Source organism: Enterobacter sp. Acro-832 (assembly GCF_011752745.1).
Lineage (GTDB): Bacteria > Pseudomonadota > Gammaproteobacteria > Enterobacterales > Enterobacteriaceae > Enterobacter > Enterobacter quasiroggenkampii.
Genome location: NZ_VWWX01000002.1, coordinates 132549 through 157307, shown reverse-complemented (window position 1 = coordinate 157307; position 24759 = coordinate 132549). Strand labels below are relative to the sequence as shown.

General features: G+C 56.7%; 22 protein-coding genes. 13 read left to right on the top strand and 9 right to left on the bottom strand.

All coding sequences use genetic code 11. The features are described from left to right. Positions 1 to 595 precede the first annotated feature (595 nt). Positions 596 to 1879, top strand: a complete 1284-nt coding sequence (locus F3J31_RS07185; RefSeq protein ID WP_045909567.1) for a citrate synthase — start codon at positions 596 to 598, stop codon at positions 1877 to 1879. An 85-nt stretch (positions 1880 to 1964) separates the two neighbouring features. Here the strand turns inward: F3J31_RS07185 and nei are convergent, their stop codons facing one another. From nei to F3J31_RS07150, 7 genes are all read right to left on the bottom strand, one after another. Then, positions 1965 to 2756 (bottom strand): endonuclease VIII, encoded by a 792-nt coding sequence (nei, locus tag F3J31_RS07180; protein WP_045909568.1) that lies wholly within the window; start codon positions 2754 to 2756, stop codon positions 1965 to 1967. Positions 2757 to 2774: 18 nt separating this feature from the next. Next, positions 2775 to 3515, bottom strand: coding sequence for a 5-oxoprolinase subunit PxpA (gene pxpA / locus F3J31_RS07175; protein ID WP_167212211.1), 741 nt, complete (start codon positions 3513 to 3515; stop codon positions 2775 to 2777). Next, positions 3502 to 4434 (bottom strand): 5-oxoprolinase subunit PxpC, encoded by a 933-nt coding sequence (gene pxpC, locus F3J31_RS07170; RefSeq protein WP_045909570.1) that lies wholly within the window; start codon positions 4432 to 4434, stop codon positions 3502 to 3504. The genes pxpA and pxpC overlap by 14 nt, the downstream gene beginning before the upstream one ends. After that, positions 4428 to 5084, bottom strand: a complete 657-nt coding sequence (gene pxpB / locus F3J31_RS07165) for a 5-oxoprolinase subunit PxpB (RefSeq protein ID WP_048226116.1) — start codon at positions 5082 to 5084, stop codon at positions 4428 to 4430. The genes pxpC and pxpB overlap by 7 nt, the downstream gene beginning before the upstream one ends. Positions 5085 to 5098: 14 nt before the next feature. Then, the gene (locus F3J31_RS07160) at positions 5099 to 5842 is read right to left on the bottom strand and encodes a type 2 GTP cyclohydrolase I (RefSeq protein WP_045909572.1); all 744 of its coding nucleotides are present in this window, start codon (positions 5840 to 5842) and stop codon (positions 5099 to 5101) included. Between the two features lie 10 nt (positions 5843 to 5852). Continuing rightward, on the bottom strand, positions 5853 to 7265 hold the full coding sequence (gene phrB, locus F3J31_RS07155) for a deoxyribodipyrimidine photo-lyase (RefSeq protein ID WP_167212208.1): 1413 nt from the start codon (positions 7263 to 7265) through the stop codon (positions 5853 to 5855). A gap of 593 nt (positions 7266 to 7858) precedes the next feature. Then, positions 7859 to 8065: a YbfA family protein gene (locus F3J31_RS07150; RefSeq protein WP_008501079.1), complete on the bottom strand. Its 207-nt coding sequence runs from the start codon at positions 8063 to 8065 to the stop codon at positions 7859 to 7861. Positions 8066 to 8374: 309 nt separating this feature from the next. Here F3J31_RS07150 and kdpF point away from each other — a divergent pair, with 309 nt between their 5' ends. The 9 genes from kdpF to potE all read left to right on the top strand — a co-directional run bounded on the left by kdpF (position 8375) and on the right by potE (position 20307). After that, positions 8375 to 8464, top strand: a complete 90-nt coding sequence (gene kdpF / locus F3J31_RS23400; RefSeq protein ID WP_014069365.1) for a K(+)-transporting ATPase subunit F — start codon at positions 8375 to 8377, stop codon at positions 8462 to 8464. Then, positions 8464 to 10143 (top strand): potassium-transporting ATPase subunit KdpA, encoded by a 1680-nt coding sequence (gene kdpA, locus F3J31_RS07140; RefSeq protein ID WP_167212205.1) that lies wholly within the window; start codon positions 8464 to 8466, stop codon positions 10141 to 10143. The genes kdpF and kdpA overlap by 1 nt, the downstream gene beginning before the upstream one ends. Positions 10144 to 10161: 18 nt before the next feature. Beyond that, positions 10162 to 12210: a potassium-transporting ATPase subunit KdpB gene (gene kdpB / locus F3J31_RS07135; protein WP_167212202.1), complete on the top strand. Its 2049-nt coding sequence runs from the start codon at positions 10162 to 10164 to the stop codon at positions 12208 to 12210. Between the two features lie 12 nt (positions 12211 to 12222). Next, positions 12223 to 12798, top strand: a complete 576-nt coding sequence (gene kdpC, locus F3J31_RS07130) for a potassium-transporting ATPase subunit KdpC (protein ID WP_167212197.1) — start codon at positions 12223 to 12225, stop codon at positions 12796 to 12798. Next, complete coding sequence (gene kdpD, locus F3J31_RS07125) at positions 12799 to 15486, top strand: two-component system sensor histidine kinase KdpD (protein ID WP_048226107.1); 2688 nt, start codon at positions 12799 to 12801, stop codon at positions 15484 to 15486. After that, positions 15483 to 16160 (top strand): two-component system response regulator KdpE, encoded by a 678-nt coding sequence (kdpE, locus tag F3J31_RS07120; RefSeq protein WP_008501074.1) that lies wholly within the window; start codon positions 15483 to 15485, stop codon positions 16158 to 16160. The genes kdpD and kdpE overlap by 4 nt, the downstream gene beginning before the upstream one ends. 279 nt (positions 16161 to 16439) lie before the next feature. Then, the gene (speFL, locus tag F3J31_RS07115; protein WP_003858645.1) at positions 16440 to 16544 is read left to right on the top strand and encodes a leader peptide SpeFL; all 105 of its coding nucleotides are present in this window, start codon (positions 16440 to 16442) and stop codon (positions 16542 to 16544) included. Between the two features lie 254 nt (positions 16545 to 16798). Then, entirely contained in the window at positions 16799 to 18997 is a 2199-nt protein-coding gene (gene speF / locus F3J31_RS07110) for an ornithine decarboxylase SpeF (RefSeq protein WP_167212194.1), read from the top strand. Further along, positions 18994 to 20307, top strand: a complete 1314-nt coding sequence (gene potE, locus F3J31_RS07105) for a putrescine-ornithine antiporter (protein ID WP_008501072.1) — start codon at positions 18994 to 18996, stop codon at positions 20305 to 20307. Before speF ends, potE begins: the two co-directional genes overlap by 4 nt. Before the next feature lie 105 nt (positions 20308 to 20412). Here the strand turns inward: potE and pgm are convergent, their stop codons facing one another. Then, positions 20413 to 22053 (bottom strand): phosphoglucomutase (alpha-D-glucose-1,6-bisphosphate-dependent), encoded by a 1641-nt coding sequence (pgm, locus tag F3J31_RS07100; RefSeq protein WP_048026964.1) that lies wholly within the window; start codon positions 22051 to 22053, stop codon positions 20413 to 20415. Between the two features lie 24 nt (positions 22054 to 22077). After that, entirely contained in the window at positions 22078 to 22626 is a 549-nt protein-coding gene (gene seqA, locus F3J31_RS07095) for a replication initiation negative regulator SeqA (RefSeq protein WP_008501070.1), read from the bottom strand. Positions 22627 to 22809: 183 nt separating this feature from the next. On the opposite strand from seqA, the gene ybfF reads away from it, so the two are divergent. The 3 genes from ybfF (at position 22810) to fldA (ending at position 24685) form a co-directional block, all read left to right on the top strand. Then, entirely contained in the window at positions 22810 to 23583 is a 774-nt protein-coding gene (ybfF, locus tag F3J31_RS07090; RefSeq protein ID WP_167212191.1) for an esterase, read from the top strand. Between the two features lie 128 nt (positions 23584 to 23711). Then, a complete protein-coding gene (ybfE, locus tag F3J31_RS07085; protein WP_023310772.1) occupies positions 23712 to 23999 on the top strand; it encodes a LexA regulated protein in 288 nt (95 codons plus the stop codon). 155 nt (positions 24000 to 24154) lie between these two features. Beyond that, positions 24155 to 24685: a flavodoxin FldA gene (gene fldA / locus F3J31_RS07080; protein WP_008501067.1), complete on the top strand. Its 531-nt coding sequence runs from the start codon at positions 24155 to 24157 to the stop codon at positions 24683 to 24685. The last annotated feature ends 74 nt before the right edge of the window (positions 24686 to 24759 follow it).

The window sequence follows — 24759 nt, the reverse complement described above, 5'->3', positions numbered from 1 at the left end:
ACAGCGTTCCTTTTCTATAACTGCGCGTCATGCAAAACAGTGCTTCCAGATGCTTAAACGACACATTACAACGCTGGGTGGCTCGGGATTGCAGGGTGTTCCGGAGACCTGGCGGCAGTATAGGCCGTTCACAAAATCATTACAATTAACCTACATACAGTTTGTCGGGTTTTCTCTGGAACAGTGATCAGGGTCACGATAACAACATCTTTTTAATTTTTAATCATCTGATTTGACAAATGTTAAACAATATTGTTACAAACGTCATCAGAAAAGGCATATAATGCGCAAAAGTTATGAGGTCTCTCTTTCACCTGACAAATAGTTATGTAACAGTGTGATGGTATTGACCGAAGTTATCAGGACAGTTATTAGTGATATACAGGTTTGAATAATTCGGACTGCAAAAACGCTGATTTGCTGTTGTTTCACTGATATTTCATTCGTTTACCTGCAAGGCGCCATAGCTCTGTACCCTGGTTTGTCCTCGTGAGCTGAGCGGTAAGCCAAATAACAATCTGGTAACGGTGATTAACAGCTGAAAGCAAATCCGGTAAAGCGCAGTCTTAAGCATAAGGCGCTAAGGAGACCGTAAATGGCTGATACAAAGGCAACGCTCACCCTAAATGGTGACACTGCTATTGAACTGGATGTGCTAAAAGGCACGCTCGGTCAGGATGTTATTGATATCCGTACGCTGGGTTCCAAAGGGATGTTTACCTTTGACCCTGGATTTACCTCTACCGCATCTTGCGAATCCAAAATCACCTTCATTGACGGTGACGAAGGTATCCTGCTCCATCGCGGCTTCCCTATCGATCAGTTAGCCACCGAATCCAACTATCTGGAAGTGTGCTACATCCTGCTGAACGGCGAAAAACCGACGCAGGCCCAGTTCGATGAATTTAAAACCACCGTGACCCGTCACACCATGATCCATGAGCAGATTACCCGTCTGTTCCATGCGTTCCGTCGTGACTCTCACCCAATGGCGGTGATGTGTGGGATTACCGGTGCACTGGCAGCGTTTTACCACGACTCCCTTGACGTGAATAATCCGCGTCACCGTGAAATCGCCGCTTACCGTCTGCTGTCCAAAATGCCTACCATGGCGGCAATGTGTTACAAATACTCCATCGGTCAGCCGTTTGTGTATCCGCGCAACGACCTCTCCTACGCGGGCAACTTCCTGCGCATGATGTTCTCCACGCCGTGCGAAGAGTACGAAGTGAACCCGGTTCTGGAACGCGCGATGGACCGTATTCTGATCCTGCATGCTGACCACGAACAGAACGCCTCTACCTCCACCGTCCGTACCGCAGGCTCTTCAGGCGCGAACCCGTTCGCCTGTATCGCTGCGGGCATCGCCTCCCTGTGGGGACCGGCGCACGGCGGCGCGAACGAAGCGGCACTGAAGATGCTGGAAGAGATCAGCACCGTTGAGCATATTCCTGAGTTCGTGCGTCGCGCGAAAGACAAGAATGATTCCTTCCGCCTGATGGGCTTCGGTCACCGTGTTTACAAAAACTACGACCCACGCGCCACCGTGATGCGTGAGACCTGCCACGAAGTGCTGAAAGAGCTGGGTACCAAAGATGACCTGCTGGAAGTGGCGATGGAGCTGGAACACATCGCGCTGAACGACCCGTACTTCATCGAGAAGAAACTCTACCCGAACGTCGATTTCTACTCTGGCATTATTCTGAAAGCGATGGGCATTCCGTCTTCCATGTTCACCGTCATCTTCGCGATGGCCCGTACCGTAGGCTGGATTGCGCACTGGAACGAAATGCACAGCGAAGGCATGAAGATCGCCCGTCCTCGTCAGCTGTATACCGGCTACGAGCAGCGTGATTTTAAGTCTGACCTGAAGCGCTAAAAGTTAAGCCCGGTGGCGCTACCGCTTACCGGGCCTACAAATGCGAAACGTAGGCCGGGTAAGGCGTAGCCGCCACCCGGCTTTTTTACATCTGGCATCCTGGACACCAGTAAAACGGTCTGGAAGAGATCGTAGCCTTCTCAATCACACCGCCGCACCGCTCGCACTTTTTCCCCGCCCGATGAAACACCTTGAACCGGAACAGCGCCCCGTGGTGCTTGTTTTCATCTACGATGCCGCGCGTGTTGTACGATAGTCGCGGGATGTCCAGCAGCGCGTGGGACAGCGCCTCCAGCTGTTCATCGCTCAGTTGAGAGGCTTTATGCTGCGGCGCCAGCCCGACTTCCCAGAGGATTTCCACCCGCAGGTAGTTGCCAAGCCCGGCCAGAAACGCCTGGTCAAGAAACAGGCCGGAAAACTGCCGGTTGCGGAATGTGGGCGATAGCAGTCGGGCTTTCACATCGCTCGCCGTCAGACGCATATCCAGCACGTCCGGCCCCACTCGCTGTAGAAACGGGTGCGTGAGGAGTTGCTCCGGCGTTAACATTTCGATATCAGAGGCGCTATAGAGCAGGATCGCCTTATCGGCCGTTTGCAGCCTGACGCGCAGCACGCGGGTAGTCTGCGGCTGTTCACCCGCCTCCACCACTCGCCAGACGCCGTAAAGCTGGTTATGGCTATATAACGTCAGGTTATGGGAGAAATGCGTGAGCAGTGCTTTGCCGCGCGTTTCAATATGCGTTACCGACTGCCCCACCAGCTGTGATTCAAACGGTTTCAGTTGAGGAAAAGCAAACCAGACCTCCGTCAGGGGTTTGCCCTTTATCGCCGCCTCGAGGCTATCCGCCGCGCGGCGGATCTCCGGGCCTTCTGGCATTTTTCTGTCCTTTCATGATTAGTCTGCGCTGACAAGAATGCCCTCTTCAGAGAACGCTGCCCGCAAGCGGCGCGCGAACTGGAGCGCATGCTCGCCATCACCATGTAAACATACCGTATCAGCCTGAACGTGCGCCGATGTGCCATCCACGGCGGTCACTCGCCCGGCGCGCACCATCTCCAGCGTCTGCGCCAGCGCTTGACCTTCGTCCGTTATCAACGCACCAGCTTGCGTACGCGGTACAAGACTGCCATCGGGTTGATAACCCCGGTCGGCAAAGACCTCCTGCCGCGTGGTTAACCCCAGGCGCTCGCCGGCGCGAATAAGCTCGCTGCCTGCCAGCCCCACAAGGATCAGCTGCGGGTTGCAATCACGTACCGCGCGGGCAATCGCCTCCGCCAGCGCCGGATCTTTTGCCGCCTGGTTATAGAGCATGCCGTGCGGCTTCACGTGGCGCAGCACGCCCTTCCCGGCGCGAACCATCGCCTCCAGCGCGCCGATCTGGTAGAGCACCTGAGCGTAGACCGTCTCAGGCGGCAGGTCCATCGCGGTGCGGCCAAAGTTTTCCCGGTCAGGGAAGCTCGGGTGAGCGCCAATCGCCACGCCATTTTTGATGGCATGACGCACGCTCTCTAGCATGGTTTGCGCATCGCCTGCGTGAAAGCCGCAGGCGATATTGACCGAGGAGACCAGCGTCATCAGCGCCGCATCGGCGCTGCCGCCCTCGCCCAGATCGGCATTCAAATCAATCTTTACCATCGAGCCTCCACGCCAGCTGTTCGAGATAGCGCTGCTGATCCTGCCGCGCCTTTAGCGCCTCCTCCAGCGAACACTGCACGAAGTGAATCGGCTGTCCAAGGGGAATTTGCGCCAGATGGTAGCGATCGGCTTCAATAATGCAGGCAATTCGCGGATAACCGCCCGTCGTCTGCGCGTCGTTCATTAAGACGATCGGTTGCCCGTTGCCCGGCACCTGAATAACCCCAGGCAGTAAACCGTGGGAAAGCAGTTCCCTGTCGGTCGTCCGGATCAGCGGTTGCCCCTGCAGGCGGTAGCCCATACGGTTACTCTGCGGACTGAGCTTCCACGGCGAGCGCCAGAAGGACTCTTTTGAGGCCTCTTCGAACTCATGATATTCCGGCCCCGGTAAGGCGCGGATCTGGTTTCCCCAGAGAAGTTGTTTCACCCCCTGCGCCGTCGAGAAGTGACGCGAGGAGGGCTTAATCGCCAGGCGATCGCCATCGCGCAACAAACGTCCTTCGTGACCACCAATCCCGGCTTTCTGATCGGTACTGGATGAGCCCAGCACCTCAGGCACATCAATGCCGCCAGCCACCGCGAGATAGCTACGCACGCCGTGCAAAGGACGCTTTAAGGTCAGACGCTGTCCGGCTTTCGCCCGCAGACGCCAGCCGGTCCACACCGCTTTGCCGTCCAGCGTGGCATCACAGCCTGCACCGGTGAGTGCGAACCAGGTCTCCTGACCAAACTCAATGACACACTGGCCGAGCGTAATTTCGAGCGCCGCCGTGCTGCCGGGGTTGCCCACCAGCACGTTAGCGATTTCCAGCGCAGGACGGTCCAGCGCGCCACAATAGCTCACGCCCGACTGGCGCATGCCAAAGCGGCCGGCATCCTGTACGGAGGTATAAAGCCCGGCGCGAATAAGCGTTAACATACCCCCTCCTTCTGCGGGATAAAGCGAAGGGTATCGCCCGGGCGCAGGAGTATTGGCGACGCCAGCCCGGGGTCAAATAACGGGGTGGCGGTATGCCCAATAAGCTGCCAACCACCGGGCGAAGTCAGCGGATATACGCCAGTCTGCTCGCCACCAATCGCGACCGTCCCCGCCGGTACGCTCAGACGCGGTTCAGCGCGGCGCGGCGTATGCAGCCGGGGAGATAATCCCCCCAGATACGGGAATCCGGGCTGGAATCCCAGGAACCAGACGACGTAATCCACCGAACTGTGCAACTCAACAACCTGCTTTTCGGTGAGTCCGCAATGGTCTGCGACCACACCAAGATCCGGTCCCCCCGTACCGCCATAAACGACCGGGATCTCAATGGCACGCGATTCCGGCTCCAGCGCCTCGCTCTCTTCCCACCAGCGCTGTAAACGTTCAATGGCATCCAGCGCCAGCGTATGCGGACTACGCAGCACCACCGTGATGTTATTCATCCCCGGAATGGCTTCAACCACGTCCGGCAGATCGACCAGACGCTGGGTTAGCCGCCAGATACGCTTTTGCGTGGCAAGGGTTACCGGCGGCTCGAGCTCCAGAACCACTGCCGTTTCTCCCAGAAGATAACAACGCGCTCGCTGCACTCAGGCACCTCTCATCAGGCCGGATTAGGGATATCAATAAAGGTTACATCCAGATCGGTATTTTCCGTCAGCCACTCGCTGAGGGCACGAATACCGCCGCGCTCGGTGGCATGATGCCCGGCCGCGTAGAAATGCAGCCCCTGTTCACGTGCCGAATGAATGGTCTGCTCGGAAACCTCGCCGGTGATAAAGGCATCGACACCGAAGCGCGCGGCGCTGTCGATAAAGCCCTGCCCGCCCCCGGTGCACCAGGCAACACGCTTCACCGTATCCGGACCGGTATCGCCGCTCCACAGTGGACGACGCCCCAGGCGCGCTTCAATCCACGAGGCCAGCTCCAGTCCGGGAACCGGCATCGCCAGCTCGCCCCACGGCACCAGCGGCTCGATTTCGCCCATTACGGTGATCCCCAACAGTCGGGCAAGCTGAACGTTGTTGCCAAGCTCCGGGTGCGCGTCCAGCGGCAGGTGGTAACCGTACAGGTTGATGTCATTTGCCAGCAACGTTTTCAGGCGGTTGCGCTTCATGCCGCGAATAATCGGTGATTCGTTTTTCCAGAAGTAACCGTGATGGACAATCACCGCATCGGCTTCCTGACGGACAGCCTCGTCCAGCAGTGCCTGGCTTGCCGTGACGCCGGTGATAATTTTCTGCACCGTTTCGCGCCCTTCTACCTGCAGGCCATTTGGACCGTAGTCGCTAAAGGAGGCAGTATTGAGTTTTTCGTTAATCAGGCGTTCCAGTTCGCTGTTTTTCATCATCACTCTCTTATGCTTTGCGGGCCGCTTCGTACGCTGCCAGCGTGGCGACACGCGCCTGTTTATGGTCAACGATCGGACGGGGATAATTCAGTTTTACACGCTGTTTATCCGCCCATGCCCACGGTTCGTGGATCGCTTTAGCCGGTATCTCTTTTAGTTCAGGGAGCCAGCGGCGGATAAACTCGCCGTTCTCATCAAATTTTTGTCCCTGAGTGGTTGGATTAAAAATCCGGAAATAGGGAGCCGCATCGGTGCCCGTAGAGGCCGCCCACTGCCAGCCGCCGTTATTCGCGGCGAGATCGCCGTCGATCAGCTGAGAAATAAAATAGCGCTCTCCGATACGCCAGTCGATAAGCAGATCCTTCACCAGAAAACTCGCGGTAATCATTCGCAGGCGGTTGTGCATCCACCCCGTCTCATTGAGCTGACGCATCGCGGCATCAACAATCGGATAGCCCGTCTCCCCTTTTTTCCAGGCCTGTAAAAGTGCCTCATCATGCTGCCATTTTACGTTGTCGGTCCAGGGAATGAACGGACGATGCTTACAGAGATCGGGATGATACGTCATCAGATGGCGGTAGAACTCACGCCAGATAAGCTCGTTCAGCCAGACAGTACCGGTGCCCCCATCCAGCGCCTGCGGCTGCTCGGCCAGAAGACGGTGTAAACACTGGCGAGGAGAGATCGCGCCCAGCGCCAGACAGGCCGACAGGCGGCTGGTGCCCTCGATGGCCGGAAAATCCCGCCGCGCGTCGTAGTTGGCCGCGTCCTGTTTGCAGAACTGGCGGAGCTGCGCGATGGCCGCTTTTTCATCGGCGGGGAACAGCGCTTTATCAAACGGCTCCTGTGGGTAGTCAAACGTCAGTTCAGACAGGTCCTTCAGGGGTTCGCCCCTCGCGGCAGGCGCGGCAACGCACTCCGGCAGCGACTCTTTCAGACGCTTGATAAAGGCATTTTTAAACGGAGTGAAAACTTTATACATTTCACGGTTGCCGGTCATCACGCTGCCCGGCGCCAGCATCACGCTGTCATCAAATCCTTCACAGACCACATCTTCCAGTATCTTCTCCAGCTGACGGTCGCGCTGCTGCTCGTTGAATTCGTACTGATAGTTGTAAAAAAGATGCGTGACGTTGTGCTGCTTACAGGTCTCCTGTACCGTCTGCAGCTGTGCGGCAAAATCACTTACCTCTTTATAAATCAGCGGTATGCCTTTTCCGGCAAGCGAATGCTGCAGATCGGTCAGATACGCACGCAGCAAGGCCGCCTGGCGTGGCGCCATATCATGCTGCCGCCACTGCTCGGGCGTAGCCACAAACAGAGCCAGTACGTTAGCGTCTTTGGCGCGGCAGGCCGCCGCTAGGGCGATGTTGTCATGTACGCGCAGGTCCGCGCGAAACCAAACCAGATGGGTGGGCATAAAACTCCAGGCAAATATCCATTATGTCCGTAAGGGCATGCCGTAAAAGGAAAAAGCATGCATTGAACTACTTTGCCATGAAGTGTAGACGGGATGAAATAAAAAAGGCCGCCCAAGGCGGCCTTAACGCTACTTGTCCTGCGCTATCGTGCTAAATGCAACAAACCCGATCGGTTCATCACTTTTGACAACGAGTACGCTGGCGACAATGAACGCGATGCAAAAATAGCGTTTCATTATGCGGTCCCTGCTGCTAACCGCTCCACCGTTCACCACCGGTGATAAGTCGGTGGACACAAGCTCTGACGAGAGCCTGACTTACGGTTGTGGTCACGCCTTTCCCGGGACCGGTGCTCATGTGCGAGATGGCGGAAAGGGACGCTGCATAGTAGTTGGCCCTGGCGTAAAACGTAATCCACCGAAAAGGTTTTTAAGAATATATTTAGGGAGTTGCAGTTTGATTACTTAAGGACCCGAGATATTCTTTTAAGCCTCTGACGAGAGCTTGAAAACCACCCAACGGACCGCGAATCCCGAGGGATAAAAAAACCGCCACATTGCTGTTGGCGGTTTTTTTATTGCTGTGTGTACTCTTAGTAGAAGTCGCAGGTCGCTTTCTCGGCCTGATCCATCCATACCGGCTTCTCGCTGGTTTTCGCCCAGACGCGGTGCAGATAGCTATAAAAACGTGCACGATCTTTCCAGAACAGCATCACCGGCAGAGCCAGCACGCCAGCCACTACGGCGAAAGCGCGGCGCATGAACACGATATGAGCCGGAAACTCTTTATAAAGATCCATATTTTTCTCCCCTATAGTTGGCCGGAAACGTCATCCGGAAAATTCAAAATCTGTGACCTGGCTAAAATAATATCGCTTTGTTTGTAATTTTACTACTCATCCGACCACTTATTTTCGTCCGTTTAGCCAAAATTTACATTCACGCCGTAATTAAGTTACAAAAAAGTTAACGATTTACTTATCAATAGTTAAATTGTGGGCTTTGCCATTTTTATACTTTTTTTACACCCACCCTTCTCATTTTTGCGAAATCTTTGCGCCATAAATCCTACCGTTAGCACAACAACAAAAGTCACCCGGAGGTGGATTGTGAGTGCAGGTCTTATTGCCGGCATCGTGCTGGTGTTCCTGTTATTGGGTTATCTGGTTTATGCCCTGATTAATGCGGAGGCATTCTGATGGCTGCTCAGGCGTTTTTGCTTATTGCCAGTTTCTTAGTGGTGTTGTTCGTCCTGGCAAGACCACTGGGCTCGGGGCTGGCACGGCTGATCAATAACGTTCCCCTGCCCGGCACGGGAAGCGTTGAAAAAGGGATCTGGCGCGTACTGGGTGTAGACGATCGGGAGATGAACTGGCGTGACTATCTGATCGCCATTCTGCTGCTGAACATTGTCGGACTCATTGCGCTTTTTGCCATGCTGATGTTGCAGGGTATCCTGCCGCTGAATCCGCAACAATTACCGGGCCTGTCCTGGCATCTTGCGCTGAACACGGCAGTCAGTTTTGTCACCAACACCAACTGGCAGTCCTATTCCGGTGAAACCACGCTCAGCTACTTCAGCCAGATGGTCGGATTAACCGTGCAGAACTTCCTCTCTGCCGCCAGCGGTATTGCGGTGATCTTCGCGCTGACGCGTGCGTTTGCACGTCAGAAAGTGAGTACGTTAGGTAACGCATGGGTAGACCTGACGCGCATTACGCTGTGGATCCTGCTGCCGATTGCGCTGCTGATCGCGCTGTTCTTCATTCAGCAGGGCAGCCTGCAAAACCTGCTGCCTTACGCACCTTATACCTCGCTGGAAGGCGCAAAACAGCTCCTGCCGATGGGGCCAGTGGCGTCGCAGGAAGCCATCAAAATGCTCGGGACGAACGGTGGCGGCTTCTTCAACGCCAACTCCTCGCACCCGTTTGAAAACCCTACCGCCCTGACCAATTTTGTGCAGATGCTGGCGATTTTCCTGATCCCCGCCGCGCTCTGCTTTGCCTTTGGCGACGTGGTTAACGATCGCCGTCAGGGGCGTACCCTGCTCTGGACCATGTCGCTTATCTTTGTGGTCTGTGTTGCACTGGTGATGTGGGCCGAATGGCAGGGTAATCCGCACTTCCTCTCACTCGGGGCCGATAGTGCAATCAATATGGAAGGTAAAGAGAGCCGCTTTGGCATTCTCGCCAGCAGCCTGTATGCGGTGGTCACCACGGCAGCGTCGTGCGGGGCCGTCAATGCCATGCATGATTCCTTTACGGCGCTGGGCGGCATGATCCCGATGTGGCTGATGCAGATTGGCGAGGTGGTGTTTGGCGGCGTGGGCTCCGGTCTTTACGGTATGCTGCTGTTCGTGCTGCTGGCGGTGTTTATTGCCGGTCTGATGATTGGCCGCACCCCGGAATATCTGGGTAAAAAAATCGACGTCCGCGAGATGAAATTAACCGCGCTGGCAATCCTGGTCACCCCGACTCTCGTGCTGCTCGGCACCGCGCTGGCGCTGATGACCGAGGCCGGACGCAGCGGCATCTTTAACCCCGGCATTCACGGTTTTAGTGAAGTGCTGTATGCCGTCTCCTCTGCCGCCAACAACAACGGCAGCGCCTTTGCAGGCTTAAGCGCCAACTCTCCGTTCTGGAACTGTCTGCTGGCGTTCTGCATGTTCGTGGGCCGCTTCGGGATCATTGTGCCGGTTATGGCGATAGCCGGATCGCTGGTGAACAAAAAAATCCAACCGACCACTACCGGGACATTACCGACCCACGGCGCGCTGTTTATCGGCCTGCTGACGGGCACCGTGTTGCTGGTCGGCGCCCTGACCTTTATCCCCGCCCTCGCGTTAGGCCCGGTCGCGGAATACCTCTCTTTACGCTGATTTTGCGGAGAAATTGTCATGAGTCGTAAACAACTGGCCCTGTTCGAACCGTCATTAGTTCGCCAGGCGCTCATGGATGCGGTGAAAAAGCTGAGCCCGCGCGTGCAGTGGCACAACCCGGTGATGTTTATCGTCTGGGCGGGAAGCGTCCTGACCACCGCCCTGGCGATTGCCATGGGAACGGGCCATATGCCGGGAAATGCGATGTTTACCGGCGCCATCAGCCTGTGGCTGTGGTTTACCGTGCTGTTCGCCAACTTTGCGGAAGCGCTGGCGGAAGGCCGGAGTAAAGCCCAGGCCAACAGCCTGAAAGGGGTGAAAAAAACCGCCTTCGCGCGCAAGTTACGTGAACCGAAATACGGTTCCCAGATGGACCACGTTCCGGCGGATGAACTGCGTAAAGGCGATGTGGTGCTGGTGGAAGCCGGTGACATCATCCCTTGCGACGGCGAAGTCATTGAAGGGGGCGCATCGGTGGATGAAAGCGCCATCACCGGCGAATCCGCGCCGGTGATCCGTGAGTCCGGCGGCGATTTCGCCTCCGTGACGGGCGGGACGCGCATTCTCTCCGACTGGCTGGTGATCCAGTGCAGCGTTAACCCGGGTGAAACCTTCCTCGACCGGATGATCGCCATGGTGGAAGGCGCACAGCGCCGTAAAACGCCAAACGAGATTGCCCTGACCATCCTGCTGGTGGCCCTGACCATTGTCTTCCTGCTGGCAACCGCCACGCTGTGGCCATTCTCCGCCTATGGCGGCACCGCGGTCACCGTCACGGTGCTGGTGGCGCTGCTGGTTTGTCTGATCCCTACCACCATCGGCGGCCTGCTGTCGGCCATCGGCGTGGCTGGCATGAGCCGTATGCTCGGTGCCAACGTCATAGCCACCAGCGGGCGTGCCGTAGAAGCCGCCGGTGACGTGGATGTGTTGCTGCTGGATAAAACCGGCACCATTACCCTCGGTAACCGCCAGGCGTCTGATTTCTTACCCGCCCCGGGCGTGGATGAAAAAACGCTGGCGGATGCCGCCCAGCTCTCATCCCTTGCCGATGAAACCCCGGAAGGCCGCAGTATTGTGATCCTCGCCAAGCAGCGCTTTAACCTGCGCCAGCGCGACGTTCAGAGCCTGCACGCCACCTTCGTTCCCTTCACGGCGCAAACCCGCATGAGCGGAATTAACATTCAGGATCGCATGATCCGTAAAGGCTCGGTTGACGCGATTCGCCGCCACATTGAGGCCAACAACGGTCACTTCCCGCCGGAAGTGGACAGTCTGGTCGAAAGCGTGGCCCGTCAGGGGGCGACGCCGCTGGTGGTGGCCGAAGGCGCGCGCGTGCTCGGGGTGATTGCGCTGAAGGATATCGTCAAAGGCGGCATCAAGGAGCGCTTTGCCCAGCTGCGTAAGATGGGGATCAAAACGGTGATGATCACCGGGGATAACCGTCTTACCGCCGCGGCGATTGCTGCCGAAGCGGGCGTGGATGATTTCCTTTCCGAAGCCACCCCGGAAGCCAAGCTGGCACTGATTCGTCAGTATCAGGCGGAAGGCCGTCTGGTGGCGATGACCGGCGACGGGACCAACGATGCCCCTGCCCTCGCACAAGCCGACGTGGCGGTGGCGATGAACTCCGGAACCCAGGCAGCAAAAGAGGCGGGCAACATGGTCGACCTCGACTCTAACCCGACCAAGCTGATTGAGGTGGTGCACATCGGCAAGCAGATGCTGATGACGCGCGGGTCGCTGACCACGTTCAGCATCGCAAACGACGTGGCGAAATATTTCGCCATCATTCCGGCCGCGTTTGCCGCGACCTATCCGCAATTAAATGCCCTGAACGTGATGCACCTGCACTCTCCGGCCTCGGCCATTCTGAGCGCAGTCATCTTTAACGCCCTGATTATTGTCTTCCTGATCCCGCTGGCGCTGAAGGGCGTGAGCTACAAGCCGCTCACGGCGGCCGCCATGCTGCGCCGTAACCTGTGGATTTATGGCCTGGGCGGGCTGGTGGTGCCCTTCGTCGGTATCAAGGTTATCGACCTGCTGTTGACGCTGTTCGGCCTGGTTTAAAAGGTGAATCAAATGACCATGTTACGCCCCGCTATACTTCTGTTTATTCTGCTGTCTCTCATTACCGGCGGGCTGTACCCGCTGGTGACCACCGCGCTGGGCCAGTGGTGGTTTAAGGATCAGGCTAACGGCTCGCTGATACTGCAAAACGGTGAAAACCGCGGCTCTCGCCTGATTGGTCAGAACTTTACGGATGCCCGCTACTTCCAGGGACGCCCTTCCGCCACTGCCGAAAGCCCGTATAATCCGATGGCATCCGGCGGCAGCAACCTGGCGGGCAGCAACCCTGAACTGGACAAAGCCGTCGCGGAGCGCGTAGCAGCCCTGCGCGCCGCGAATCCGCAGGCCAGCCGTGACGTCCCCGTGGAGCTGGTGACCGCCTCGGCCAGCGGGCTGGACTACAGCCTGACGCCGGCAGCGGCTGCATGGCAGATCCCGCGCGTTGCCGCTGCCCGTCAGCTGACCGTCGAACAGGTGAGCCAGTTGGTGGCAGAGCACACGCAAAAGCCGCTGGTCAGCTTCATCGGCATGCCCGTGGTAAATATTGTTGAGCTGAATCTGGCGCTGGACGCGCTAAGGAAAAACTAAATGACCGACGAGCCCATGCGCCCGGATCCGGACAGGCTGCTCGAACAAACAGCTGAAGCCCATCGCGGCAAACTGAAAATTTTCTTCGGCGCCTGCGCGGGCGTCGGGAAAACCTTCGCCATGCTGACGGAAGCCCAGCGGCTTCGGGCGCAGGGGCTCGATATTCTGATCGGCGTGGTTGAAACCCACGGACGTAAAGAGACAGCATCACTGCTGAAGGGGCTGGCTACCCAGCCGCCCCGCCGCATCAGCCATCGCGGTCGGTTAGTCACTGAATTCGATCTCGATGCCGCCCTCGCCCGCCGTCCCGCGCTTATCCTGATGGACGAGCTGGCGCACAGCAATGCGCCTGGCTCACGCCATCCAAAACGCTGGCAGGATGTTGAAGAATTACTTGAAGCCGGTATCGATGTGTTCACCACGGTAAACGTTCAGCATCTCGAAAGCCTGAACGACGTGGTCAGCGGCGTGACCGGCATTCAGGTGCGCGAGACGGTGCCCGATCCCTTCTTTGATTCCGCGGACGAGGTGGTGCTGGTCGACCTTCCGCCCGATGATTTGCGCCAGCGCCTGCACGAAGGCAAAGTGTATATCGCCGGTCAGGCCGAGCGCGCCATCGAACATTTCTTCCGTAAAGGCAACCTGATAGCCCTGCGCGAGCTGGCCCTGCGCCGAACCGCCGACCGGGTGGACGATCAGATGCGCGCCTGGCGCGACCTGCAGGGCCAGGAACGCGTCTGGCACACGCGGGATGCCATCCTGCTGTGCGTGGGCCACGGCAGCGGCAACGAAAAGCTTGTCCGCACCGCCGCACGCCTGGCGGCCAAATTTGGCAGCGTCTGGCATGCGGTGTATGTCGAAACGCCGCAGCTGCACGCGCTGCCCGAAAACCAGCGTCGCGCGATCCTGAGTTCGCTGCGCCTGGCGCAGGAGTTGGGCGCGGAGACCGCCACCCTTTCCGATCCGCAGGAAGATAAAGCGATTCTGCGCTACGCGCGCGAGCATAACCTGGGGAAAATCGTCATTGGCCGTCGCCAGCATCGCCGCTGGTTTAGCCGCGAATCCTTTGCCGACAAGCTGGCCCGTCGTGCGCCGGATCTGGATCTGGTGATCGTGGCGCTGGACGACAAACCTACCCCCTTGCCCAATCGCGCGCCGGACAGCCGCACCTTCAGCGATAAATGGCGCATTCAGCTCCGCGGCTGTCTTGTCGCCGTCGTGCTCTGCGCCCTGATTACCGTGATTGCCAGCCAGTGGCTGATCGCGTTTGATGCCGCCAACCTGGTGATGATCTACCTCCTGGGCGTGGTGGTGGTGGCCCTCTTTTACGGGCGCTGGCCGTCGGTCCTGGCGACGGTTGTTAACGTCATCAGCTTCGATCTGTTCTTTATTGCCCCCCGCGGGACGCTGGCCGTCTCGGACGTACAGTACATCCTCACCTTCGCGGTGATGCTCACCGTCGGGCTGGTGATCGGGAATCTGACGGCGGGCGTGCGCTATCAGGCGCGTATCGCCCGCTATCGCGAACAGCGTACGCGCCATCTCTACGAGATGTCGAAATCGCTGGCGGTGGGCCGTACGCCGCTGGATATCGTGCAGACCAGCGAGCAGTTTATTCGCTCGACGTTTCATGCCAGCAACCTGATTTTACTTCCGGACGAACACGGCAAGCTGCGCCCGCTCACGTCCGCCACTGGCATGACCCCCTGGGACGAGGCCATCGCGCGCTGGAGCTTTGACAAAGGCTTACCGGCGGGCGCGGGGACGGACACCCTCCCCGGCGTGCCCTATCAAATTCTGCCGCTGCGCAGTGCCGATAAAAATCAGGGGCTGGTCATCGTGGAGCCTTCCAACCTGCGCCAGCTGATGATCCCCGAACAGCAGCGTTTACTGGAGACGTTTACGCTGCTGGTTGCCAGCGCGCTGGAACGACTGGCCCTCACCGCCAGCGAGGAACAGGCCCGGCTGGCGAGCGAGCGTGAAAGCATTCGTAACTCGCTGCTGGCGGCGCTGTCTCACGATCTGCGTACCCCGCTCACCGTCCTGTTCGGTCAGTCAGAAATTCTGACGCTGGACCTGGCGGCGGAAGGCTCGAAGCATGCCCTTCAGGCCAGCGAGATCCGCCAGCATGTGCTGAATACCACGCGCCTGGTGAATAACCTGCTCGACATGGCGCGTATCCAGTCGGGCGGATTTAACCTCAAAAAAGAGTGGCTCACGCTGGAAGAGGTGGTGGGCAGCGCGCTGAAAATGCTCGAGCCGGGCCTGGGCGGGCGGCATATTGCGCTGAACATGCCCGAGCCCCTGACCTTAATTCACGTTGATGGACCCTTGTTCGAGCGGGTGCTGATCAACCTGCTGGAAAATGCCGCCAAATATGCGGGTGCCAGTGCTCAGATTGGGGTGGATGCGACGGTGGAAGATGGCACGCTTCGCCTTAACGTCTGGGATACCGGCCCCGGCATTCCAGCCGGGCAGGAGTTGGCTATTTTCGAGAAATTTGCACGCGGCAATAAGGAGTCGGCCATTCCGGGCGTGGGGCTGGGGCTGGCAATATGTCAGGCGATCATTGACGTTCACGGCGGGTCCATTTCCGCAGAGAATCGTCCCGAAGGCGGCGCACGTTTTTGTGTTACACTTCCTCTGGAAACCCCGCCAGAACTTAATGAATTACCAGAGGATTTGTGATCAACGTTCTGATTGTTGAAGATGAGATCGCCATTAGCCGTTTTCTGCGCGCTGCGCTGGAAGGAGACGGTCTGCGCGTCCATGATGCGGGTACGCTTCAGCGGGGTTTAATTGAAGCCGCCACCCGCAAGCCGGACCTGGTGATCCTCGATCTTGGACTCCCGGACGGCGACGGCATCGATTTTATTCGTGAAGTCCGGCAGTGGAGCCAGATGCCGATCCTCGTGCTCTCCGCACGTACGGAAGAGACGGATAAAATCGCCGCGCTGGATGCCGGGGCGGATGACTATCTGATTAAACCATTTGGTATCGGCGAGCTACAGGCTCGCCTTCGCGTGGCGCTGCGCCGCCACAGCGCCACCACGCCTGCCGATCCAACCTACACGTTTGGGGATATCCGGGTTGACCTGGCCGCGCGGCGCATTGTGCGCGGCGAAGAGGAAATTCACCTCACGCCCATTGAATTTCGCCTGCTCGCCGTGCTGCTTAACAATCACGGCAAGGTTCTCACCCAGCGCCAGCTGTTAAGTCAGGTGTGGGGACCCAACGCCGTGGAACATAGTCACTATTTACGCATATATATGGGACACCTTCGTCAGAAACTCGAAGTCGACCCCGCTCGCCCTCGCCATTTATTAACTGAAACCGGTATCGGTTATCGGTTTATGCTCTGAATAACTATTCATTTTATTTTTAAATAGAATTTAAACCTCTCAGAAAATATGTCAAAAATAATCCAGTTAGTGTTTATTCGGATTATTTATGCCCTTTTAAAACATTGATAAAACATCCTGTTAACTCGTCGATAACAAATCAGAGTTTTGATCTGCGATATTCATCAAAAACGACTATTTATTTCTAAAATGATCGGTTAACGGTGATCTTCTTCACAGTTAATCGCCTTTTCCTGGATAAAATGACCGTGCTTTCAATTACTGAAAGGAAAATGAATCATGGAAAACAACAATCGTTTAATGCCCCATATAAGGCGGACAACACATATCATGATGTTTGCCCACCGAAACTGCTTTGACTTTCATCTCTTTAATGCCCGGTAGTCCTTCGACTTCTGGCGCACTCGCTTACAGGTTACCCTGAAACATCTTATTTTACAGGCTATTGCCTGTGAATTCGTGCGCTCATTCATTTTGATTCAGACTCATCCGCACCGGGCGGACTGAATTTCAATCATCAAAAAAGCAATGTACTGATTTTAATCAGCGGCCACCCTTTGCTTTTTTTCCGGAAAATTATCGATTTCTTTCTTGCAAGAAATCGAGGGACGCTTATTACCTAAAATAAAGAGAGAAAGATGAAAAGTTTAAAAATCGCAGCCAGCCGTGCATGCCCGGATTGCTTTACCACCCAGCGTGAACTGGTGGATGTAAGAACCTCTGATTATATCGACGTTGCCGCTATTGTGCTGGCGGTCAGTGATATTACCGACGGGATACTGGAGGAAATAGAAGCCACCGGATTTGGCATTCCTGTTTTTGTTGCGACGCATAAAGAAGAGATCATTCCGGCAGACTATTTATCGCGCATTCATGGCGTATTTGAGTATTCAGACACCAGCAACGACTTTTATGGACGCCAGCTGGAAGCGGCTGCCCTGCGGTATGAAACCCAGCTGCGCCCGCCGTTTTTCCGCGCCCTGGTCGACTACGTGAAGCAGGGCAACAGCGCGTTTGACTGCCCGGGCCATCAGGGCGGCCAGTTCTTCCGCCGCCATCCTGCCGGTAATCAGTTCGTTGATTTCTTTGGCGAGACGCTTTTCCGCGCCGATCTGTGCAACGCCGACGTCGCAATGGGCGATCTGCTGATTCACGAGGGCGCGCCGTGCATTGCGCAGCAACATGCGGCGAAGGTCTTTAATGCCGATAAGACCTACTTCGTGCTTAACGGCACCTCGTCATCTAACAAAGTGGTGCTTAACGCCCTGCTCACCCCCGGCGACCTGGTGCTGTTCGACCGTAACAACCACAAATCCAACCATCACGGTGCCCTCCTCCAGGCAGGCGCAACGCCGGTCTATTTGGAAACGGCGCGCAACCCGTACGGCTTTATCGGCGGCATTGACGCCCACTGTTTTGAAGAAAGCTATCTACGCGAGCTGGTGGCAGAGGTGGCGCCTGGCCGTGCGCGCGATGCGCGTCCGTTCCGTCTGGCGGTGATCCAACTGGGCACCTACGATGGCACCATCTACAACGCCCGTCAGGTGGTGGATAAGATTGGGCATCTGTGTGATTACATCCTGTTTGACTCCGCCTGGGTGGGTTACGAGCAGTTTATCCCGATGATGGCCGACTGCTCTCCGCTGCTGCTGGAGCTGAACGAAAACGATCCGGGGATTTTGGTTACCCAGTCCGTGCATAAACAGCAGGCTGGCTTCTCGCAGACCTCGCAAATTCACAAGAAAGACAGCCACATCAAAGGCCAGCAGCGCTATGTCCCGCATAAGCGGCTGAATAATGCCTTTATGATGCACGCCTCCACCAGCCCGTTCTATCCGCTGTTTGCCGCGCTGGACATCAACGCCCGTATGCATGAAGGCCAGAGCGGCCGCAACATGTGGATGGACTGCGTGGTGAACGGTATTGAAGCGCGTAAGCTAATCCTGGAGAACTGCCGGTATCTGCGCCCCTTCGTGCCGGAGACAGTGGATGGCCGTCCGTGGGAAAGCTGGGACACGGCGGAGATTGCGACCAATCTGCGCTTCTTCCACTTCGTACCGGGTGAAAACTGGCACGCTTTTGAAGGTTACGCTGAGCATCAGTATTTTATCGACCCGTGCAAGCTGCTGCTGACCACGCCGGGCATTAACGCCCGCACTGGCGAGTATGACGATTTCGGCGTGCCCGCCACCATCCTCGCCAACTTCCTGCGTGAAAACGGCATCGTGCCGGAGAAATGCGATCTCAACTCGATCCTGTTCCTGCTCACGCCTGCGGAAGATATGGGCAAACTGCAGCAGCTGGTGGCGCAGCTGGTGCGCTTCGAAAAACTGCTCGAGTGCGATGCTCCGCTGAAAGACGTCCTGCCTTCTCTCTACAAACAACATCCGGAACGTTACGCGGATTACACCCTGCGTCAGATCTGCCAGGAGATGCATGACCTGTACGCCCGTCACAACGTGAAACAGCTGCAGAAAGAGATGTTCCGCAAGTCCCATTTCCCACGCGTGATGATGAACCCGCAGGACGCGAACTATGCCTATCTGCGCGGAGAAGTGGAACTGGTCTCCCTTCGCGACGCGGAAGGCCGCATCGCCGCGGAAGGCGCCCTGCCTTATCCGCCGGGGGTGCTATGCGTTGTCCCTGGGGAGGTCTGGGGCGGCTCCGTGCTGCGCTACTTCACCGCGCTGGAAGAAGGCATCAACCTGCTGCCGGGCTTTGCGCCGGAGCTGCAGGGTGTGTACGTCGAGGAGTGTGAGGGCCGTAAACAGGTTCGCTGTAACGTCATCAAACAACCCGCCGCTCAGCCCGCGCTGCTGAAAGGAGAGAAATTATGAGTAAGTCCAATAAGATGGGCGTGGTGCAGCTGACCATCCTCACCATGGTGAACATGATGGGCTCCGGCATCATCATGCTGCCCACCAAGCTTGCCGAAGTAGGAACCATTTCAATCATCTCCTGGCTGGTGACCGCCGTCGGCTCGATGGCGCTGGCGTGGGCATTTGCCAAGTGCGGGATGTTCAGCCGCAAGTCAGGCGGCATGGGAGGCTACGCCGAGTATGCCTTTGGCAAGTCGGGCAACTTTATGGCCAACTATACCTATGGAGTATCACTGCTGATCGCCAACGTGGCGATTGCCATCTCCGCCGTGGGCTACGGTACGGAGCTGTTTGGCGCGACGCTCAGCCCGGTACAGATTGGTTTAGCCACCATCGGCGTGCTGTGGATCTGCACCGTGGCTAACTTTGGCGGCGCGCGTATCACCGGACAGCTCAGCAGCATCACTGTCTGGGGCGTGATTATTCCGGTTGTCGGCCTGTGCATCATCGGCTGGTTCTGGTTCAGCCCGACCCTGTACGCCAACTCCTGGAACCCGCACCATGTGCCGTTCTTCAGCGCAGTCGGCTCTTCTATCGCCATGACGCTCTGGGCCTTCCTCGGTCTGGAATCCGCCTGCGCGAACGCAGAAGTCGTTGATAATCCGGAAAAGAACGTCCCGATTGCAGTCCTCGGCGGTACGCTGGGCGCGGCGGTGATCTATATCGTCTCGACGAACGTCATTGCGGGCATCGTTCCGAACATGGATCTGGCCAACTCCACTGCGCCGTTCGGGCTGGCCTTCGCGCAGATGTTCACGCCGGAAGTCGGGAAAGTGATTATGGGTCTGATGGTCATGTCGTGCTGCGGTTCACTCCTTGGCTGGCAGTTCACCATCGCGCAGGTGTTTAAATCCTCGGCTGATGAAGGTTACTTCCCAAAAATCTTCTCCCGCGTCACCAAAGCCGATGCGCCGGTGCAGGGCATGCTGGCGATTGTCATCTTCCAGAGTGGATTGTCGCTGATGACCATTAGCCCGTCGCTGAACAGCCAGTTCAACGTGCTGGTCAACCTGGCGGTCGTGACGAATATCATTCCGTATATCCTGTCGATGGCGGCGCTGGTGATTATTCAGAAAGTCGCGAAGGTGGATCCACGCAAAGCGCGTGCGGCCAATATCGTGGCGCTGATTGGGGCAATCTATAGCTTCTACGCGCTCTATTCCTCCGGCCAGGAAGCGATGCTGTATGGCGCGATGGTGACCTTTATGGGCTGGACGCTGTACGGTCTGGTGTCACCGCGGTTTGAATTGAAGAATAAGCACAGTTAGGTAAAAGCAAAACGGCAACCCATGGGTTGCCGTTTTTAGTGTTTTCTCCCTCTCCCTGTGGGAGAGGGCCGGGGGTGAGGGCATCAGCCCGCACCCGAACACCACTTACGCGTTTTTCAGCACTTCGCTGACAATCTCTACCGCTTCTTTCTCAATCTGCTGACGATGCTCAGCGCCGAGGAAGCTTTCGCAATAGATTTTATACGCATCTTCCGTGCCGGATGGACGCGCAGCGAACCAGCCGTTTTCGGTCATTACTTTCAGCCCACCAATGGAGGCGCCGTTACCCGGTGCCGCCGTCAGACGCGCGGTGATCGGGTCACCGGCCAGGGTGCTTGCGCTGACCATCTCAGGAGAGAGTTTGGACAGGGCTGCTTTCTGGGCTGACGTTGCGCTGGCCTGAATACGGTTATAGCTTGGCGCACCAAAGCGTGCCGCCAGGTCGTTGTAATGTTCCTGCGGGTTTTTACCGGTGACCGCGGTGATTTCCGCCGCCAGCAGGCACATGATGATGCCGTCTTTATCGGTTGACCACGGCGTGCCGTCGAAGCGCAGGAAAGAAGCTCCCGCGCTCTCTTCACCACCGAAGCCAAAGCTGCCGTCGTGCAGACCGTCAACAAACCATTTGAAGCCCACCGGCACTTCCACCAGCTTGCGGCCCAGCGCGTCCACCACGCGGTCGATCATCGCGGAGGAAACCAGCGTTTTACCGACAGCCACCTCTTTGCCCCACTGCGGACGGTGCTGGAACAGGTAGTTAATCGCGACTGCCAGATAGTGGTTCGGGTTCATCAGCCCGGCAGGAGTGACGATACCGTGGCGGTCGTAATCCGGGTCGTTAGCAAACGCCAGATCGAATTTATCACGCAGCGCCAGCAGGCCCGCCATTGCGCACTCGGAGGAGCAGTCCATGCGGATCGCGCCGTCTTTGTCCAGGTGCATAAAACGGAAGGTCTGATCGACGTGATCGTTCACGATGGTCAGATCCAGCTTGTAGTGCTCGGCAATACGTTTCCAGTATTCAATACCGGAGCCGCCCAGCGGATCCACCCCCAGCTTCAGGCCAGCTTTCTGGATGGCCGCCATATCGACGATATCCGCCAGACCTTCCACGAACGGCTGAACCAGATCCTGCTCTTTTACGTGGCCGGACGCCATGGCCGCATCCAGAGAGATGCGCTTCACGCCTTTCAGACCGTCGGCCAGCAAGGCGTTCGCACGATCTTCAACCACTTTGGTGACGTTGGTGTCTGCCGGGCCACCGTTAGGCGGGTTGTATTTGATGCCGCCATCTTCCGGTGGGTTGTGGGATGGCGTGATAACGATACCGTCAGCCAGCGCGCCACCTTTTTTGTTGTGTACCAGGATGGCGTTAGACACCGCAGGCGTTGGGGTGAAGCCGTTGTTCTCCTGAACAATCACATCAACGCCGTTCGCTGTCAGAACTTCCAGCACGGAAATAAAGGCCGGTTCAGACAGGGCATGGGTATCTTTCCCCACGTAGCACGGACCGGTAACGCCGTTTTTAGCGCGCTCTTCCGCAATGGCCTGAGCAATGGCCAGAATATGCGGTTCGTTAAAGCTGTGGCGCGCCGCGCTGCCGCGGTGACCAGATGTACCAAACTTCACTGCGTGTTCTGCGTTGCCCACGACCGGCTTCAGCACGTAATACTGCGCGGTCAGCTGAGCGACGTTAATCAAATCGCTTTGTTGTGCAGGTTGGCCTGCACGGCTGTGATTTGCCATTACCGGGTCCTTCTGATGCAAGGGTTAAATTGTACCGCAAACCTTTTCAATCAATTCCGCCGGGAACTGCATGGACTGCATGATGTGTTCAATCATGCTGCACTTGCGGCCCGTATTGGTATTGGTGATCACCCAGTACGGGGTGCCAGGAACATGTTTGGGTTTGGTTTGATTGCCATTTTGCAGCAGCGTCTGCTCGTCGCCCGCGAAGTAGACGCGAGTACGACCATGCAGCGACTCGGTCGCTTCAGCAAACGCTTTGTTATCCAGTGAATAAAGTGTAGACAGCACCAGCATAAAGCGGTTAACCGCCTTTTTCTGCTCCGCGTATTCATCGGAGAGCAGCAGCTCGCGCATCGCGCGCACTTTATCTTTTGCCGGCGTCACGGCAGGTTTTGCTTGTGCAACAACGCTTGGCTGAGACACGACATCTTTAGTGACTGGGGTAGCAGGCTGTGAAGCGGCGGAAATTTTAAGCATGCGCCGTAAAATGTCGGACGCGCTCTCCCCGATATGCCGCGTCTGGCTGGCAATATACTGATAGAGTTCGTCATCAACTTCGATTGTTTTCATCTTAATCCAGTGCGATATCTTATCTGAATACAAGTCATTGGGATTATAAGGTCAAATCCCAACAGCGGATAGCGTCAAACCAGGTTGGCGGCAAAAGTCAGATTAAACTGGAACCTTGCAGCCGGGCGGCAGAATGGTCAACATGATACCCTAACCTGACATACGTAAAAAAAGAACTTTGCCATGAAATTGAATACCCGAGCGCAAACTGCACAATCGCCGAACAATAATTCTCCCATCGTACTGGTTCACGGGCTTTTTGGCAGCCTGGATAACCTGGGCGTGCTGGCGCGCGATCTGGTTACCGATCACGATATCTTACAGGTCGATATGCGCAATCACGGTCTTTCCGGCCGTTCCGACGAGATGACCTACGCCGCGATGGCGCAGGATCTGCTGGATACGCTGGATGCCAACGATCTGCAAAAGGTCACCCTCATCGGGCATTCAATGGGCGGCAAAGCGGTGATGGCCCTGACGGCGCTGGCCCCGGAGCGTATTAACGGCCTGGTGGTGATTGATGTTGCGCCCGTGGATTACGACGTGCGCCGTCACGACGAGATTTTTGCCGCCATCAATGCGGTCACCGAAGCGGGTGTCGCGACCCGCCAGCAGGCAGCTACCGTCATGCGTGAGCATCTTGATGAAGAAGGCGTCGTGCAGTTCCTGCTGAAGTCGTTTGTTGACGGCCAGTGGCGTTTTAACGTGCCGGTGCTCTGGAACCAGTACAACAATATTGTGGGCTGGCAAACCGTACCCGCCTGGCCGCACCCTACCCTCTTTATTCGCGGCGGTAACTCCCCTTACGTTACCGACGCGTACCGCGACGCCATACTGGCGCAATTCCCGCAGGCTCGCGCCCACGTCATTGCCGGAGCCGGGCACTGGGTGCATGCGGAAAAACCTGACGCCGTACTGCGCGCCATTCGCCGCTATCTTACTGATACTGCAAATTGATTAAAAAGAGAGCGACTGGATGGCTGCGGGCTTCCAGTCGTTGGCGCGCCGTTTTTGGTGATGTATGATGGCGCGCTTATCGCCCGGGCATTAGCAGGGCGGCGTGTTTCCCCCGAAGTCTCAGAATCATGGCCAAAGAACAAACGGACCGTACGACACTAGATCTGTTCGCGAATGAGCGTCGCCCGGGACGACCGAAGACGAATCCGCTTTCGCGCGATGAACAGCTGCGTATCAATAAACGCAATCAGCTTAAACGCGATAAAAATCGTGGGCTTAAGCGTGTCGAACTGAAGCTCAACGCTGACGCGGTCGATGCACTTAACGAGCTGGCCGAGGCGCGAAATATCAGCCGCAGCGAGCTCATTGAAGAGATGCTGATCGCCCAGCTTGAGACATTGCGCGGCCAGGCATAAGTCTGAAAATTCCCTTAATTACCCTTTTCATGTAGCACAGAGTGCAGTCCTGCGCGATAGCTGTTTCCGCAGGGTTGCCAGTTCTGCTATTATTGCCCTTATCCGTGGCCGAATTGCGCCACCATACTATTAAGTTTCAAGAGGTTATTTTACTCATGGCAATCATCGGCATTTTCTTTGGCAGTGATACCGGCAATACCGAAAATATCGCGAAAAACATTCAAAAACAGCTCGGTAAAGACGTTGCTGATGTGCATGACATCGCCAAGAGCAGCAAAGAAGATCTCGAAGGCTATGACATTCTGCTGCTGGGTATTCCGACCTGGTACTACGGTGAAGCCCAGTGTGACTGGGATGATTTCTTCCCGACGCTGGAAGAAGTGGACTTCAACGGTAAGCTGGTCGCCCTGTTTGGCTGCGGCGATCAGGAAGACTACGCCGAATACTTCTGTGACGCGCTGGGTACCATCCGCGACATCATTGAGCCGAATGGCGCAGTGATCGTCGGCCACTGGCCGACCGCCGGTTACCACTTCGAAGCGTCTAAAGGCCTGGCCGATGACGATCACTTCGTGGGCCTGGCCATCGACGAAGACCGTCAGCCAGAACTGACCGCAGAGCGCGTTGAGAAATGGGTTAAGCAGATCCGTGAAGAACTGCACCTGGACGATATTCTTAACGCCTGATTTTTTTCGCGGCGCAACGGCGGTTGCGCCCGTGCACCAGGTCAAACCGATTAAATTAATTGCTACAATCTTTT